This window comes from Bradyrhizobium sp. B124 (genome assembly GCF_038967635.1).
In the GTDB taxonomy this organism is placed as follows: domain Bacteria; phylum Pseudomonadota; class Alphaproteobacteria; order Rhizobiales; family Xanthobacteraceae; genus Bradyrhizobium.
Genome location: NZ_CP152413.1, coordinates 5,955,646 through 5,971,180, shown reverse-complemented (window position 1 = coordinate 5,971,180; position 15,535 = coordinate 5,955,646). Strand labels below are relative to the sequence as shown.

The window sequence follows — 15,535 nt, the reverse complement described above, 5'->3', positions numbered from 1 at the left end:
CATCCCTGCGACGGCTTTATGACACGCCCCGGCGGTCCGGCTCCGGCCGGACCGCATTGACTGGCGCTGCTTTCCGGGCGAATTGAGCCCAGTATGGAAGCCAAGTTTCAGATCTTTCTCACTCTGCTCGGCGTGCTGGCGGGAACCGCCCTGGTTGCACGGCGGACCGACATCGCGCCGGCGATCCTGCTCCTGCTGGTCGGCATCGTGCTCGCCTTTGTGCCGGGCATGCCGTCGCTGGAACTGCCGCCCGAGCTCGTGCTTCTGGTGGTGCTGCCGCCGCTGATCTATTCGGCGAGCGTCGCGATGAGCTGGCGCGAGTTCAAGGCCAATCTGCGGCCGATCATCCTGCTGTCGGTCGGCTGCGTGATCTTCACCGCCTTCATGGTCGCGGCCGCGACCCACTATCTGATCGACCTGCCCTGGAGCATCGGCTTCCTGCTCGGGGCGATCGTCGCGCCGCCGGACGTGGTCGCGCCGCTCGCGATCGCGCGCAAGCTCGGCATGCCCCGCCGGATCCTGGTGGTGCTCGAGGGCGAAGGGCTCGCCAATGACGCGACCGCGCTGATCCTCTACCGCTTCGCGCTCGCCGCCATCACCACCGGGCTGTTCTCGCTGCCGAAGGCGACCGGCACGTTCCTCGTCATCGTTGCCGGCGAGATCGCGTTCGGCACGGCGGTGGGCTGGCTCAGCCTGCGCGCCCGCCGCCGCGCCCGGGATCCGCAGGTCGAGATCACGCTGTCGCTGATCACGCCCTATCTCGCCTACTGGATCCCCGAGCATTTCGGCGGCAGCGGCGTGATCGCAACCGTCGCCTGCGGCCTCTATATGAGCTGGAACGGACCGCTGCTGATCTCGGCCGCGACGCGCCTGCAGGGCATCTTCTTCTGGGATTTGATCATCTATCTGATCGAGGGCCTGCTGTTCCTCCTGACCGGCTTCCAGATGCGCTCGCTGTACGAGAAGTCGAAGGCGTTCCCGCTGCACGACATCCTGACCGCCACCGTGCTGGTCGCCGTCATCGTGATCGTCGCGCGCTTCCTGTGGGTGTTTCCCGGCACCTATCTGCCGCGCTGGATCAGCGCCCGCGTGCGCGAGCGCGATCCGCTGCCGTCGTGGCGGGCGGTGTTCGTGGTCGCCTTCACCGGCGTGCGCGGCGCGGTCTCGCTCGCCGCGGCACTTGCGCTGCCGCTGACATTGCCTGGCGGCGAGGCCTTCCCGTATCGCGACCTGATCCTGTTCGTCGCCTTCGGCGTGATCTTCGTGACCCTGGTCGGGCTCGGTCTCGGATTGCCGCCGGTGGTGCGCGTGCTCGGCCTCGCCAAGGACGGGCGCAGCGAGCATATCGCCGAGCACGAGCAGGAAATCGAGGCGCGGCGCGAGGCGCTGAACGCCGCGCTGAAATCGCTCGACGCCATCACCGACGACCGCGAGCTCTCCGACGAGGTCATCAAGCTGCTGCGGTCGCGCCACGAAATCCGCATCAACCAGTTGCCTGATACGCTCGATCCCGACAAGCACGACGTCTCCGCCGCCGGCACCGCGCTGACACGGGAGCTGATCGCCTCCGAGCGCAAGTTCATCCACATGCTGCTGCGCGACGGCAAGATCACCGACGAGACCAGACGGCGCATCGAACGCGACCTCGATCTGGAGGAGGCGAGCCTCTCCAACCGGGAGTATCGCAGGATACCGTTGTAGCGAACTCTATCCCACGTCGTCCCGGCGAAGGCCGGGACCCATAACCACCGTTGGAAATTGTTGAGATGCGCTGTGGCCACAGCGTCTCAAGACAATCTGCATTCGTGGTTATGGGTCCCGGCCTTCGCCGGGACGACAGCAAGGAGCCTACTCCGCCGCGGCGTTCTGCCCGGGACCGCCGACGAAGCCCGCGGGATCGCCGAACCGTTCGATCATCACGGCCGTGAGATCCTTGGTCTTGCTGGTGACGCAGGCGCCGGAGCGCACTGTGTAGCGATCCTGATGCCTGGCGTGCGGCGGCGCCTCGCCCTTTTGCAGCGCGCGGGCCGCCTCCAGCACCAGCTTGCGGAAATGCATGATGCCGAGATCGGTCGGGCCGAGATGCTCGCGGGTGCGGTCGGCGATCGGGCCCTGGCTGTCCTGCACCGCGGCGTCCTGCTCGGAGACGCCCTTGATCCCGGTGTAGCTCTTGGTCCGCTGCAGTTGGCGGTCGATCAGATAGTCGTTTGCCTTGTTGCGCAGCGGCACATAGTTCTCGTCGACGACAGCCATCACGCCGTTGCCATTGGCATAGCCGTCGCGTTCGGCATCGGTCAGCGGCCGGTCGGGATTCCACGCATAGGTGTAGATCCAGCAATTGGTGTCGCTGACCGGCACGAAGGTCTGGCCGAACATGTTCTCGCCCGGCATCGAGCTCGGCGCATAGCTGTGGAACGGCATCAGGAACTGGGCGATGCGCCAGTAGATGTTGTCGCTGCCGGTCAACCGTCCGCCCGCAACCGTCAGGCCGGCCTCATGCGGATTGATCTTGATCACCGGCCGCGGATCCTCGGCGATCCAGCGCATGTGGTCGGTCGCGACCCGCGTCAGCGGGTTGACGAAGTGCTTCTTGATGTCGAGGATTTCGTTCTCCCCCTTATCAAAGGAGAGATGCGCGAAGGTGAAATGCGCGGTGTCGATCGAGCCTTCCACCGCCTGCACCCAGTTGCAGTCCTGCCACTTCTTGGTGACGAAGCGATGCGAGGCCGGCAGCAGCGCCATCTCCAGCGCCGGCAATTCGGGCATCTGATCGGCCGGGCCCATATAGGCCCAGATCATGTCGCCCCATTCGCGCACCGGATAGGACTTGATGCGGATCAGGTCCTTGGCGTTGAGGTCCGGATAGGATGTCGGCATGTCGACGCAGCGGCCGTCGGTGTCGAACTTCCAGCCGTGGTAGACGCAGCGGATGCCGCATTCCTCGTTGCGGCCGAGCCAGAGATTGGCGCCGCGATGCGGGCAATACTGATCGATGACGCCGACCACGCCCCTCGAGTCGCGGAAGGCCAGCAGCTCCTCGCCCATGACAACGATCTTCTTCGGGTCGCTGTCCGGCTCCGGCAGCTCTTCCGTCAGCAGCACCGGAATCCAGAACCGGCGCAGCAATTCGCCCATTCCCGTTCCGGCACCGGATTCGGTGAGGAATTTGTTGTCTTCGGCGCGGAGCATGGCATTTCCCCGGGAGTTGTTTTTGATTTTCCCGGAGCTTGGCGTAGCCGATGCGCGGCGTCAATGCGATTGGCTGCGCGGCCGGCAGCCCTGTCCCGCGCACTGATGGATTTACACCCGTTCTCTGCGCCGGCCGGTCCGTGCCCGCGCAGAGTGGTTCAAGGCAGGCTGGCCTTCCGGCTCACGGCTTCACGTAAGCCCATCCCTTCTCCTGCAGTTCCATCACGCGCACGACGCCGGACTTCACGACTTCCGCCTGCCTGATGATCGGGATCGACTTGTTCTCGGCCTTCTGCATCTTCTCCTGGGTGTTGCCGCAGGCCTTGAACGACACCTCGGGTGAACTGAGGGCCATCTCCTCGATGCGAGCCTTCACCGGCGACGTATCCTCGCGGAGCATGTGCAGGCCCGGGCCGAACGTGACCACCTCGACCTTCACCTTTTCGCCAAGGCCCTTGTAATATTCGGTCACGTTCGTTGCGTTGTTGAGCGTGAGATTCATGGCGGCAGGATCATTGCTGTTCACCTGCAAGACCAGATGATGCTCCTTCCCCTTCGGCGCCACCGGATCATGCATACGCGCATATGCGGCGCGCTTGCGCGTTTCGGCGGCGGATCGCGGCGTTTCAGATTTCCGGGCGTCGCTTGTCCGGTAAGTTGCGGACTGCTCGCCCGGCACCCAGTATTTTCCGCCTTGCTCGGCCACCGCCAAGGACGTGGAAGCCAGCATCGCGATGGCAGCCATCGCAACAAATTTCGCTACAGACTCAAAATTGCACATTACAGATCTCCATCTCGAAAAATCGTCGAACACACTTCTCAGTTGCTGGGCCTTGCGACAGCGAGCGGCCATTTGCAGATCGCGGCCATCTTCGCTCGCATCGCGTCCAGCCCCGCGAGCGAGAATCTTGCGTCATGGGCAGCCCCGGTACCGGGTGAGAGGCGGACAACAAGGACCGCGTTATCGGGAAGCGATTGCAACAAGCGAACCGCATCGCCTGCGACGGCGACGCCGGAACCAAACGCCGGCACAGTTGCCGCGACCTGCGTCGGCTGACCGTCGTTGATGCGATAGGAGATCGCATAGCCGTCGCCGCGGCCCGAGATAGCGGGTCCCGCGAAGGACAATTCGGTCCGCCCGCCGCGACACCGGATCGACAGCTTGATCGACGATTCGACCGAATCGAATGTCGTCGCAGTGGCGATCGGTGAATAATCGACGGGCGACGTCGTCTCGCTGATCGTCCAATTATCGGCTCTCGACGCCTCGCGGCGGGTCGGCGCAGTGGCGTGCGACAACTTGTCGAGGCATTCCAGGCGCGCTTCACGTTGCAGCTGGGAACAGGCGCGTAGCTGTGCCATGGGGTCTTCCATCCCTTGCGCCAGGGCAACGCCGTTGACGGCGGTGGTTGCGGCTAGCAGCGGGACGGCGAGCCTGGTCATTGCGATGCCCGTGCCGACTGACGATCGAGCCACGCCTGCGCGGCAGGAAAGCGCGTGAGACCGGGCACCGTCGCTCCGAGGTTGATCGACTTCCACTTCGGGTCGAAGCCCGGCCCCTGCAGCTTGTCGATGCGCGAGAACAGATGATCGACGAAGCGTGCAACACGCTCGAAGCGGTTGGTGCTGGCCGGCCAATTGAAGGCAACGAGAGCGGTCGGCACGGCGATCGTGGTGATGCGGTCACCCGGCTTGATCAGATTTGGATAGTCGGCGGCATCAAGAGCTGCCGGCAGATAATAGTCCTCGAACTTGCTGTCATACGGTACGGGCAGGAACTTGAAGCCCGATTCAAACCGGCCTTTCACAAAGGCATCGACCGGCTTCGATGTAATGAAGACGACGGCCGCCATTTCGCCTTTCCGCATCTGCTCGAGTGCGATCTGGTGCGGAATGAAGGTCTTCTCGACGTCGATGCCGAGACGACTGAAGATCAGCGGACCTGAATAGGCTGCGGCGGTACCCTGGTTGTTGAAGTTCACCTTCTTGCCGGCGAGGTCGCTCAGGCTCTGAATCTCCGGCCGAACGAAAATATGCAGCTCGGAGGGAAACAGGTTCAGGACATAAGCGATCCGTCGCTGGATGTCCGGCACCTGGCTCTTGTATTCCTCGAGTGCGTCGGAGTTGATGATCGCCGCATCGATGCCGCGCAAGTACAGCAGCGAGTTCAGATTCTCCACGGCCCCTCGCGTCACCACCGGCAGAACGTGCAGATTGTCGCCGTCATCGGTCACACGGGCTATCTCCGCGGCCAGGCGGATCGGCGCGCCCTCGAGAAGACCGCCGGCGAGGCCGACGACCCAGGCATTCATGGCCAGAACTTCAGGCTTGGGCGGAGGCGGTTCGGCCCGGATCAAGCGAGCCTTGTGAGGTCGACCAGACTGCGGCGCCGCATCCACCGCGGGCGGCTGCGGCGCAAGGAGCAGCGACACCAGGGCCGCAAGCAGAAACAGCGGACGCAATCCGGTAGACCTTTTCATCGACCAGCTCCTTTGCACGACATCCCGTCAGCGCGTTCGCTCTTGCTGCAAAGATCGTTCGATCAACGCAGCGCCTTGAATGCGCCTTGCCCCCTCGATTCACCGGCCTCAGCCTTCGCATAGAGATCGCGCGCCTTGGTCAGCAAGCCCTGCAACAATTCAATGTCTCGCCGCGCTGTCGCGAGTTCGCGGGCGAGCACGTCCGCGCTTTGCGGTTGTTCTGCAGCTGGACCAACGTCCCTCGCAGGGTTCGTCTTGGCTTGTGCAAGTTGCGGGGAATTACCGGCGAGGCCGTTGGACTGCGCGTGCGCGACGCCGCCAGAACCCGGCCCATCCGAAGGACACGTCAGCGCGAGGGTTGCTGCGCACCATAGCGGAGCCGCCCGGCGCATCATCCTCGGAGCAAATGGCGCTCGATCCGATCTGACGCGCGAGCCGGCACTTTCACAAGCTGAGTTCCCGTCGACGCGAATGACGATGCTCTCATGTCTGCGCGCGTCCAGTATCACCTGCCGCATGGTGATATCGCCCATTATGATCGGGCATCATAGGGCTCACCGGCTCACGGATACTATGACCCGCAAGGATTACCCCTGTTAACCGCGCAGCTTTGGGCAGACTGAAGCATCGAGCTCAGCCGCGGCCGGCGCGACGGCGCAAGGCCGACGCTGTCCTCACACCGGCCGCTCGCCCTTCACGGTCACGCGGGTGCCGGAACGGGTGTGCGGCCAGTAGTCCCACATCGCGCGGTGCTGGGCGCAGCGATTGTCCCAGAACGCGATCGCGTTCTCGGTCCAGCGGAAGCGGCACTGGAACAGCGGGTTCTCCGCATGCTGGTAGAGATAGGCCAGCATGGCGTCGCTCTCGTCGCGCGGGATGCCGACGATGAAGCGGGTGAAGCCGCGATTGACGTAGAGCGATTTCTTGCCGGTGACCGGATGGGTGCGGACCACCGGATGCTCGGCGCGGGGATATTCCCGTTTGTCGGCGACGCCATAATTGGCGTACAGCCCACGATAGGTCTGCTCGCCGTCGTGCAGCGCGGTCAGCCCGTCGAGATAGGCCTTCATGCGGTCCGACAGCGCCTCATAGGCGGCGTACATGTTGGCGAACAGCGTGTCGCCGCCACGCGGCGGGCACTGCTTGATGTAGAGGATCGAGCCCATCGGCGGCTCGAGATCGCAGGACACGTCGGTGTGCCAGCCTTCGCCATTGGCGCGTGGGCTATCCTTGTCGGCATAGATCTTCATCAGCGCCGGATCGCCCTCATTGGGCGCGGCCGGGTGCACGTGCAGCTCGCCGAACTTGCGGCCGAAGGCGAGATGCTGGTCGGGGCTGATGTGCTGGTCGCGGAAGAAGATGACGAGGTTTTCGGCGAGCGCGCGATGGATCTCGTCCATCTGCCGGTTGGAGCGCGCATCGTCGCCGACCAGTCTGCCAATATCGACGCCAGAGATTTCCGCACCGATGATCGGCGTCAGCTTCTCGACGCCAATGGTCTCATAGGGCTCGGATTGGTCGGCCAGGTGGCGGTAGCGCGGACCCTGCTTGCCGGACAGCGAGCTCATGGGCGTTCTCCCGATGGTTCTTGATTGGAGCATGGTAGCCCGGATGGAGCGAAGCGCAATCCGCGCCGCAAGCATATCCGTCGTCCCGGACAAGCGCAGCGAAGCGGAGCGCAGATCCGGGAGCCATAACCACAGGATTGTGTTTTGCGAAGGCTGGTAACCCGCATCTCGCGCCATAACCGCCGCCTGGGGTTATGGGTCCCGGCTTTCGCCGGGACGACGGTGGAGTGTGGGTTACGCGCGAAGTGAAATTACTCCGCGGCGCCCGCGGGCTCGGGCATCTTGGCGCCGGCGCCGTACTTCTGGTCGATATAGTCGATCACCAGCGCCTTGAAGTCGGCGGCGATGCCCGGACCGCGCAGGGTGCGGAACTTCTTGCCGTCGACGAAGACAGGCGCAGCCGGCGCCTCGCCGGTGCCGGGCAGCGAGATGCCGATATTGGCGTGCTTGGATTCGCCGGGGCCGTTGACGATGCAGCCCATGACCGCGACGTTGAGTTCTTCGACGCCCGGATACTTGGTCTTCCAGGCCGGCATCTCGTCGCGGATGAAATCCTGGATCGAGCGCGCCAGTTCCTGGAACGTGGTCGAGGTGGTGCGGCCGCAACCCGGGCAGGCCGCAACCAGCGGCACGAAGGTGCGGAAGCCCATGGTCTGCAGCAATTCCTGCGCGACCTGCACTTCCAGCGTGCGGTCGCCGCCGGGCTCCGGCGTCAGCGAGATGCGGATGGTATCGCCGATGCCCTGCTGCAGGAGAATGCCGAGTGCGGCGGAGGACGCCACGATGCCCTTCGAGCCCATGCCGGCCTCGGTGAGGCCGAGATGGATCGCATAATCCGAGCGGCGCACGACCTCCTGATAGACCGCGATCAGGTCCTGCACGGCGGAGACCTTGGCCGACAGGATGATCTTGTTCTTGGGCATGCCGAGCTCTTGCGCGCGGGCCGCCGACAGCAGCGCCGACTGCACCATCGCCTCGCGGGTCACCGCGCGGGCATCGCGCGGATTGGCCGATGCCGTGTTCTCGTCCATCAGCTTGGTGAGCAGCTCCTGGTCGAGCGAGCCCCAATTGGCGCCGATGCGCACCGGCTTGCCGTTCTTGTTGGCGATCTCGATGATGTCGGCGAACTGGGTGTCGCGCTTGTTCTTGAAGCCGACATTGCCGGGATTGATGCGGTACTTGTCGAGCGCCTCGGCGCAGGCCGGATATTCGGCGAGCAGCTTGTGGCCGATATAGTGGAAGTCGCCGATCAAGGGCGTGGTGATGCCGCGCTTGCGCAGGCCGTCGCGGATGTGCGGCACGGCGGCAGCGGCTTCCTCGCGGTCGACGGTGATGCGCACCATTTCGGAGCCGGCGCGCGAGAGCGCGGCGACCTGGGCGATGGTGCCGTCGATATCGGCGGTGTCGGTGTTGGTCATCGACTGCACGACGATCGGCGCACCGCCGCCGACGGCAACGTTGCCGACCATGACCTGCGTGGTTCGGTGCCGCGGCGCGGGACCGGCGACGTCGTCTTGCGGCAAAATCTCGGGCTTGTTCATGGCGTCTCGAATATCAGGTTTTGGTGACATTCACCAAGGGGGCGATGGGCCTCGCGCAAGACGGGCCAAACGGTGATGTTTCGGAGTGAATTCAACAGCTTATGACGCCGATTGAGGCCAAACGCAAGCCATGCAGCGGCGTCCTGCATGGCTAGCTATATTGGGCCGAATTGGGGTGAATCAAAGGGCAAAGTGACAGCTTTTCATGTGATCCGGCGGACTCCTTTGGTTTGAGCATGATCTTTTCGAAAAACCGGTACCCACTTTTTCGGATCATGCACTAGCATCCCCTTAAGATCATTCCCGGAGGGCGTGACATGGCCGGCCATAGCGAGCTGATCACCACGGCGGAACTTGCCGAGATCCTGACCCGGCCCGAGCTGCGCCTGTTCGACTGCACGACCTATCTGGAGCCGGCCCCGGCCGGCAGCGGCATTCCCTATGTCGTCGTCTCGGGCCGCCAGACATTCGAGGCCGGCCACATCCCTGGCGCGAATTTCCTCGATTTGCAGGCCGAATTCTCCGATCCCCGCACCGAGCTGCGCTTCATGATGCCGCCGACGGCCCAGCTCGAGGCCGCCTTCGGCCGCCACGGCATCTCGGCCAACAGCCGCGTGGTGCTCTATTCGATCGGGACGGCGATGTGGGCGACGCGGTTCTGGTGGATGCTGCATTCGCTCGGCTTTGACGGCGCCGCAGTGCTCGACGGCGGCATCGACAAATGGACCGCCGAGGGACGCGACATCGAGACCGGGCTTGCCGGCGGCTATCCGCAGGCCACGTTCTCGGCGCGGCCGAAGGACGGCATGTTCGTCGGCAAGCGTGACGTGCTCGCCGCGACTACGGAGCGCGACACCGTGATCGTCAATGCGCTCGGCCCGCAATTCTACAGGGGACTGGAGCCAAGCCGATACGGCAGGCCCGGCCGCATCCCCGGCAGCGTCAGCGTGCCGGCAGCAAGCCTGATCGATCCCAAGGGCAAGACGTTCGTGCCGCTTGCGGAGGCGGAAGCAACCTTCGCCGCGCAAGGCATCACCAAAGACAAGCGCGTCGTCGCCTATTGCGGCGGCGGCATCTCCGCAACCATCGACCTGTTTCAGCTGCATCGGCTCGGCTACGACAACCTCACGCTCTATGACGGCTCGATGGGCGAATGGGCGAAGGATGAGTCGCTGCCGATCGAGGTCGGATAGTGGACGGAGGCGTGAAGCCTCCTCCTCCGTCGTCCTGGCGAAAGCCAGGACGACGCTGACGATCGATTTCGTGCGATACCGCGCACCGCTATTGCGCACCTCATCTCGGTGTCATCGCCCGGCTCGACCGGGCGATCCAGTATTCCAGAGACGCCAGTGCTTGAATCGAGAGGCCGCGGCGTACTGGATCGCCCGGTCGAGCCGGGCGATGACAGGGTGGGCTGGGACGCAGCTTCGCATTCTCGCGACATGATCTGTCCGAGCCTTGCTAGGGCGACACGACGCTCGAATCGTCGGGCGCCTGAGCCTCACGCCGGAACGTTCGGATCCGGCGTCACCTTCGGGTCGGGCTTGTTGACGAGATAGAGGCCGGCGATCACGAGCAGCGCGGCGACGCCGAACACCGCCGTCAGCGTGTCGTGCATGATGAAATAGGCCGCGACCACGCCGAACAGCGGCGTGACGAAGGTGAAGGCCGACAGCTTGCTCGCCGAATAGGTCTTCACCATCGCAAACCAGATGACAAAAGTGCAGCCCACCACCCAGACCGCCTGATAGGCGAGCAGCGAGATCGACAGCGCGCTCGGCACGTGCTCGATCCGCTCGCCCGCGATCCAGGCGGCGAGGCCGAGAATCGGGATCGAGATCGCGACCTGGTAGCCGAGCGCCTTTTCCGGCGCGGCCCTGCGCAGGTTTGTGCCCTTGGCGACCAGCGTGGTTGCCGCCCACAGCGCGCCGCCGCCGACCACCATGAGATCGCCGAGCAGCACCTTGGCGTCGACATTCGGCTGCGGCACGCCGATCGCGAGCGCGACGCCGGCAAAGCTCAGCGCCAGCCCGCTCCACTGCACGGTCGACAGACGCTCGCCGAGGAACTGGTGCGAGCCGAGCGCGACGAAGAACGGCGCGGTGTAGAGGAAGACCGAGGCGCGCGACGCCGAGGTGAAGGTGAGGCCAGTGAAGATCAGCACGAACTCGCAGCCGAACATCAGCCCGGCGATCACGCCCGGCAGCAGCGTGCCGTCGCGCTCGAAGAATTTGACGCCGCGCAGGCGGCCGACGATCAGCATCACGGGCAGCGCGCCTGAGGAGCGGATCAGCGCCTGCAACATCGGGGGCACATCAGGCAGCGCAAGCTTCACCGCCAGCTGGTTGAAGCCCCAGCTCACGCACAGCATCAGCATCAATGCGATGGCGCCGGGCGGCAGCCCGTGGCCGACGCTGACCGGCCTCGTGACGTGGGCTGTGATCGCTTGGGTCGACATGTTTCCTCGCGGGCCGGCCTATCGGCCTGTTGTTGCTAGTCTTCGCGTGTCGCTTGGATCGTCATTGCGAGCGGAGCGAGGCAATCCATTTCGCCACTTGCCGAGGCATGGATTGCTTCGTCGCTTCGCTCCTCGCAATGACGGGAGAAGGGTCTCGGCCAAGAACGATCATTTCTGGCAATGCGCGCAGGTGCCGGCGATCTCGACCACGGAGAGCTTTGGGATGAAGCCCGAGGCCCGCGCCGCGGCGGTCAGGCTTTGCGCGACAGGCGCAGCGGGGATTTCGCCGACCGAGCCGCAATGGTCGCAGATTAGGAACGCCACCATCGAGGTTTCGTCATGATCGTGCGCGCAGGCGAGGAAAGCGTTGCGGCTCTCGATGCGATGAACGAGGCCGTTTTCCATCAGGAAGTCGAGCGCGCGATAGACGGTAATCGGTGCCGGGCGCGGCATCGTCTTGGCCAGTTCGTCGATCACCTCATAGGCGCCGAGCGGTCGATGGCTCGACAGCAGCGCCTGCAGCACCTGACGCCGGATCGAGGTGAATTTCTGGCTGCGGCGCGCGCACACCTGTTCGGCATGCGCCATCGCGTCCGCGGCGCAGCGGCCGTGATCGTGGTCGGGGGCAGGAAATGTCGGCTTGGCGAGGCTCATTGCCCGGATATGTAGCATTTCTGCGCCCGTTCCCATAGCCCGGCCCAAGCCCAATACCGAAGCCAGTCCCTCACCGCCTTGCAGCCATGTGCGCCATGCGGGGCAGCCCCCCGTTAACCTGGCATGCAGAATTCATAAGCAAGCTTATTATATTGCAAGCTTATGGAGACAACATTGATGCGCAGTTCTGTGGACGCGAACTTCATGTTTACGCTGGGCGAATTGTTCCGGCTGATCCGCGTCTACGCCGACAAGGAGGCCGCGCGCTACGGCATTACCCGTGCGCAATGGGCCGTGCTGTCGAAGGTGGAACGCCAGGAAGGGCTGAAGCAGACCGAGCTCGCCGAGCTGCTCGAGATGCAGCCGATCACCCTGACGCGGCTGATCGACAAGCTCTGCGACAATGACTGGATCGAGCGCCGCAGCGACGAGAACGACCGCCGCGTCAACCGCCTCTATCTGAAAAAGGCCGCGCGCCCGCTGCTCGGGAAGCTGGCCGGCCTGCGCTCCGAACTCACCGCGACCGCGCTCGAGGGCATCAGCCCCGCTGACGCGCACCGCCTGCTCACTCAATTGGAATCGATCAAGGAAAACGTTCGCAATGCCATCCAAAACCCAGCCGGCGAGCCCTCCCGAAAGGAACAACGCTATGGCTGAACCCGTCCTCAAGCTGGCCCCCGAACAGAAGAGCAATCCGGGCGAGCCGGCGCCGTCGGGCAAGGCGAGCCGCGCGCCGCGCCGTCGCCTGATGGCAGGCCTGCGGCGCTATCGCCGGGTGCTGCTGCTCGTCGTGCTGCCGATCGTGGCGGTGATCGGCGGCGGCGTGTTCTATCTCAATGGCGGCCGCTATGTCGGCACCGACGACGCCTATGTCGGCGCGCAGAAGGTGCTGATCACGCCGGAAATCTCCGGCAAGATCGACAAGATCGTCGTGAAGGAAGGCCAGCACGTCAGGAAGGGCGACGAGCTGTTCGAGATCGATCCGGTGCCGTACCGCCTCGCGGTCGACCAGGCCAAGGCGGCGCTCGACCAGACCAGGACCACCTATGACAATCTGGTCGACAACATCAAGATCAACACCAGGATGCTGGAATTCGCCCAGCAGAGCATCGAACTGAAGAAGAAGGACGTCGATCGCAAATCGACGCTCGCCAAGCAGAATTTCGGCTCGCAGCTCGACCTCGACAACGCGGCCAACGCGCAGGTCACGGCCGAGAGCCTTGCTCAATACATCAGGCAGCAGATCTCCAACGCCAAGACGCAGCTGCTCGGCGATGTCGACTTGCCGATCGAACGCTTCCCGCCCTACGCCCAGGCCAAGGCCAAGCTCGACGACGCCCAGCGCAATCTCGATCACACCGTACTGCGCGCGCCGATGGACGGCGTGGCGACCCAGGTCGATCAGATCCAGCTCGGCCGCTTCGTCGCCGCGGGCGCACCGGTGTTCTCGGTGATCGACGTCGACCACCCCTGGGTCGACGCCAATCCGAAGGAAAGCGACTTCACCTATGTCGCGGTCGGTCAGCCGGTGACGCTCGACGTCGACGCGTTCCCGAACCATGAATTCAAGGGCAAGATCGGCTCGCTGTCGCCCGGCACCGGCGCGCAGTTCGCGATCCTGCCGCCGCAGAACGCCACCGGCAACTTCGTCAAGGTGGTGCAGCGGGTGCCGGTGCGGATCTACTTCGACGAGAACGATCCGTTCGTGAAGAAGCTGAAGGCCGGCATGAGCGTCTACGCGACGATCGACACCAACCACCGCCGCACGCTGGCCGGCCTGCTCGGGCTGCGCTCGGCCTCCGCGCACCCGGACCATCAGGACTAAGACGCGATGAATGCACCGTCACCATCCGCCGTGCCCGGCATGCGCCGGAACATGGTGACGATCTGCGCGATGACCGCGACGATCATGCAAGCGCTCGACACCACGATCGCCAACGTCGCGCTGCCCTATATGCAGGGTTCGCTGTCGGCCTCGCAGGACCAGATCAACTGGGTGCTGACCTCCTACATCGTCGCGGCCGCGATCATGACCGCCCCGGTGGGCTGGATCGCCAACCGCTTCGGCCGCAAGCGCATCTTCATCATCTGCTCGGCCGGCTTCACCGTCGCCTCGGTGTTCTGCGGCCTGGCGCAGGACATCAACCAGATGGTGCTGTTCCGCCTGTTGCAGGGCGTGTTCGGCGCGGCGCTGGTGCCGCTGTCGCAGGCGGTGATGCTCGATTCCTACGCGCTGCATGAGCGCGCCAAGGCGATGTCGATCTGGGGCATGGGCGTGATGATGGGCCCGATCATGGGCCCCTCGCTCGGTGCCTGGCTGACCGAGACCTATTCGTGGCACTGGGTGTTCTTCGTCAATCTGCCGTTCGGCGCCTTCACCGTGCTCGGCCTCGCGGTGTTCATGGACGAGACCAGGCAGGACCACGCGCTGCGCTTCGACTGGTTCGGCTTCGGCGCGCTCGCGGTCGCGATCGGCGCGCTGCAGCTCGCGCTCGACCGCGGCGAGCAGCTCGGCTGGCTGGAATCCAACGAGATCATGATCGAGTTCATTGTGGCGGCGGTCGGCGCCTATTTCTTCTTCGCCCATTCGCTGACCACCGACAAGCCGTTCATCCAGTTCGCGATCTTCAAGGACCGCAATTTTCTCGGCGGCGTCGTGTTCATGACGGTGATGGGCCTCGTGCTGTATTCGACCATGGCGCTGTCCTCGCCCTATCTGCAGAACGTGGTCGGCTATCCAATCATTACTGCCGGCCTGTTGCTGGCGACCCGCGGCGCCGGCACCTTCGTCGCGATGATGCTGGTCGGCCGCCTGATGCGCTACATCGAGGCGCGGACGCTGATCGTCTCCGGCCTCGCGCTGACCGCGGCATCGCTGTTCCAGATGACCGGCTGGACCGACATGACCCAGGCAAGAGAGATCATCGTCGTCAGCGTGATCCAGGGTTTTGGCTTCGGCCTCGTGTTCGTGCCGCTGTCGACGGTGGCGTTCCTGACTCTGCCGAACCAATTGCGTACCGACGGCACCTCGATGCTGACGCTGTTCCGCAACGTCGCGAGCTCGGTCGGCATCTCGATCGTGATCGCGCAGCTCACCGAAGGCGGTCGGCGGATCTACGCAAAGCTGTCGGAGCAGATCAATCCGTTCAACCACGCGCTGCAGATGCCCGATGTCGCCGGCATGATCAACCTCAACACCGATGCCGGCCGCGCGATGGCCGACAGGATGGTGGCCGCGCAGTCGCAGATCATCGCATTCTCGCACGACTACCAGCTGGTGATGCTGTTCATCCTGGTCTCGATCCCGCTCGCGCTGATGATCGGCTCGACCAAGGCCACGCTGCGCGCGCAGTCGGCGCCGCCGGATCATGCCGCGGTGATGGAGTAGGTTTTCGCAGTCCACCATCATCGTCGTCCCGGCGAAGGCCGGGACCCATAACCACAGGGGCGTGTTGTAAGAGGGACTGCAGCCCAGCGTCGCGCAACGATTTACATTTGGGGTAATGGGTCCCGGCCTTCGCCGGGACGACGATGGAAGCCAAGCTCCCCCTCCGAAAGCGCAAGACACTGCCGCCGTAATCGCGTTGACTTTCCGGGGCCTCCTCCCAATACTTCGCAAAAAACAAGTACCCGTCGCAAATGACG

At 64.3% G+C, this 15,535-nt stretch carries 14 protein-coding genes; 5 read left to right on the top strand and 9 right to left on the bottom strand.

Translation table 11 applies throughout. The features are described 5' to 3' along the window. Window positions 1-93 precede the first annotated feature (93 nt). Window positions 94-1,701: a Na+/H+ antiporter gene (locus AAFG13_RS28355; RefSeq protein WP_342708864.1), complete on the top strand. Its 1,608-nt coding sequence runs from the start codon at window positions 94-96 to the stop codon at window positions 1,699-1,701. A gap of 147 nt (window positions 1,702-1,848) precedes the next feature. On the opposite strand, the gene AAFG13_RS28350 is transcribed toward AAFG13_RS28355, so the two are convergent. The 7 genes from AAFG13_RS28350 to ispG form a co-directional block, all read right to left on the bottom strand. Continuing rightward, window positions 1,849-3,189, bottom strand: a complete 1,341-nt coding sequence (locus tag AAFG13_RS28350) for a Rieske 2Fe-2S domain-containing protein (protein WP_342708863.1) — start codon at window positions 3,187-3,189, stop codon at window positions 1,849-1,851. Window positions 3,190-3,370: 181 nt separating this feature from the next. Beyond that, window positions 3,371-3,970: a DsrE family protein gene (locus AAFG13_RS28345; protein ID WP_212312939.1), complete on the bottom strand. Its 600-nt coding sequence runs from the start codon at window positions 3,968-3,970 to the stop codon at window positions 3,371-3,373. Window positions 3,971-4,008: 38 nt separating this feature from the next. Continuing rightward, window positions 4,009-4,632 carry a hypothetical protein gene (locus AAFG13_RS28340; RefSeq protein ID WP_212311990.1) on the bottom strand — a complete coding sequence of 208 codons (624 nt, stop codon included), beginning with the start codon at window positions 4,630-4,632 and terminating at the stop codon, window positions 4,009-4,011. Further along, entirely contained in the window at window positions 4,629-5,669 is a 1,041-nt protein-coding gene (locus AAFG13_RS28335; protein ID WP_212311992.1) for a TAXI family TRAP transporter solute-binding subunit, read from the bottom strand. Before AAFG13_RS28335 ends, AAFG13_RS28340 begins: the two co-directional genes overlap by 4 nt. A gap of 62 nt (window positions 5,670-5,731) precedes the next feature. Beyond that, the gene (locus tag AAFG13_RS28330) at window positions 5,732-6,202 is read right to left on the bottom strand and encodes a hypothetical protein (protein ID WP_342708862.1); all 471 of its coding nucleotides are present in this window, start codon (window positions 6,200-6,202) and stop codon (window positions 5,732-5,734) included. A 141-nt stretch (window positions 6,203-6,343) separates the two neighbouring features. Further along, window positions 6,344-7,237, bottom strand: a complete 894-nt coding sequence (locus AAFG13_RS28325) for a TauD/TfdA family dioxygenase (RefSeq protein WP_092120270.1) — start codon at window positions 7,235-7,237, stop codon at window positions 6,344-6,346. 251 nt (window positions 7,238-7,488) lie between these two features. Further along, window positions 7,489-8,778: a flavodoxin-dependent (E)-4-hydroxy-3-methylbut-2-enyl-diphosphate synthase gene (gene ispG, locus AAFG13_RS28320; protein ID WP_212312005.1), complete on the bottom strand. Its 1,290-nt coding sequence runs from the start codon at window positions 8,776-8,778 to the stop codon at window positions 7,489-7,491. Window positions 8,779-9,095: 317 nt separating this feature from the next. Here ispG and AAFG13_RS28315 point away from each other — a divergent pair, with 317 nt between their 5' ends. Then, window positions 9,096-9,971, top strand: coding sequence for a sulfurtransferase (locus AAFG13_RS28315; protein ID WP_342708861.1), 876 nt, complete (start codon window positions 9,096-9,098; stop codon window positions 9,969-9,971). A 308-nt stretch (window positions 9,972-10,279) separates the two neighbouring features. Here AAFG13_RS28315 and AAFG13_RS28310 read toward each other — a convergent pair whose 3' ends face one another. Continuing rightward, window positions 10,280-11,155, bottom strand: a complete 876-nt coding sequence (locus AAFG13_RS28310) for a DMT family transporter (protein ID WP_342713412.1) — start codon at window positions 11,153-11,155, stop codon at window positions 10,280-10,282. A gap of 249 nt (window positions 11,156-11,404) precedes the next feature. Then, complete coding sequence (locus tag AAFG13_RS28305; protein WP_342713411.1) at window positions 11,405-11,890, bottom strand: transcriptional repressor; 486 nt, start codon at window positions 11,888-11,890, stop codon at window positions 11,405-11,407. Between the two features lie 174 nt (window positions 11,891-12,064). On the opposite strand from AAFG13_RS28305, the gene AAFG13_RS28300 reads away from it, so the two are divergent. Genes AAFG13_RS28300 through AAFG13_RS28290 form a run of 3 tightly spaced genes read left to right on the top strand, consistent with a single transcriptional unit; the run spans window position 12,065 to window position 15,278 of the window. Further along, on the top strand, window positions 12,065-12,547 hold the full coding sequence (locus tag AAFG13_RS28300) for a MarR family transcriptional regulator (protein ID WP_212312011.1): 483 nt from the start codon (window positions 12,065-12,067) through the stop codon (window positions 12,545-12,547). Beyond that, window positions 12,540-13,715, top strand: coding sequence for an HlyD family secretion protein (locus AAFG13_RS28295; protein WP_212312012.1), 1,176 nt, complete (start codon window positions 12,540-12,542; stop codon window positions 13,713-13,715). Before AAFG13_RS28300 ends, AAFG13_RS28295 begins: the two co-directional genes overlap by 8 nt. Before the next feature lie 6 nt (window positions 13,716-13,721). After that, on the top strand, window positions 13,722-15,278 hold the full coding sequence (locus AAFG13_RS28290) for an MDR family MFS transporter (RefSeq protein ID WP_212312014.1): 1,557 nt from the start codon (window positions 13,722-13,724) through the stop codon (window positions 15,276-15,278). The last annotated feature ends 257 nt before the right edge of the window (window positions 15,279-15,535 follow it).

What these genes read in the sequence shown, in the direction of transcription:
- AAFG13_RS28355 (WP_342708864.1), top strand. Translation starts at nt 94, where the DNA reads ATGGAAGCCAAGTTTCAGATCTTTCTCACTCTGCTCGGCGTGCTGGCG.
- AAFG13_RS28350 (WP_342708863.1), bottom strand. Translation starts at nt 3,189, where the DNA reads ATGCTCCGCGCCGAAGACAACAAATTCCTCACCGAATCCGGTGCCGGA.
- AAFG13_RS28345 (WP_212312939.1), bottom strand. Translation starts at nt 3,970, where the DNA reads ATGTGCAATTTTGAGTCTGTAGCGAAATTTGTTGCGATGGCTGCCATC.
- AAFG13_RS28340 (WP_212311990.1), bottom strand. Translation starts at nt 4,632, where the DNA reads ATGACCAGGCTCGCCGTCCCGCTGCTAGCCGCAACCACCGCCGTCAAC.
- AAFG13_RS28335 (WP_212311992.1), bottom strand. Translation starts at nt 5,669, where the DNA reads ATGAAAAGGTCTACCGGATTGCGTCCGCTGTTTCTGCTTGCGGCCCTG.
- AAFG13_RS28330 (WP_342708862.1), bottom strand. Translation starts at nt 6,202, where the DNA reads ATGGGCGATATCACCATGCGGCAGGTGATACTGGACGCGCGCAGACAT.
- AAFG13_RS28325 (WP_092120270.1), bottom strand. Translation starts at nt 7,237, where the DNA reads ATGAGCTCGCTGTCCGGCAAGCAGGGTCCGCGCTACCGCCACCTGGCC.
- ispG (WP_212312005.1), bottom strand. Translation starts at nt 8,778, where the DNA reads ATGAACAAGCCCGAGATTTTGCCGCAAGACGACGTCGCCGGTCCCGCG.
- AAFG13_RS28315 (WP_342708861.1), top strand. Translation starts at nt 9,096, where the DNA reads ATGGCCGGCCATAGCGAGCTGATCACCACGGCGGAACTTGCCGAGATC.
- AAFG13_RS28310 (WP_342713412.1), bottom strand. Translation starts at nt 11,155, where the DNA reads ATGCTGATGCTGTGCGTGAGCTGGGGCTTCAACCAGCTGGCGGTGAAG.
- AAFG13_RS28305 (WP_342713411.1), bottom strand. Translation starts at nt 11,890, where the DNA reads ATGAGCCTCGCCAAGCCGACATTTCCTGCCCCCGACCACGATCACGGC.
- AAFG13_RS28295 (WP_212312012.1), top strand. Translation starts at nt 12,540, where the DNA reads ATGGCTGAACCCGTCCTCAAGCTGGCCCCCGAACAGAAGAGCAATCCG.
- AAFG13_RS28290 (WP_212312014.1), top strand. Translation starts at nt 13,722, where the DNA reads ATGAATGCACCGTCACCATCCGCCGTGCCCGGCATGCGCCGGAACATG.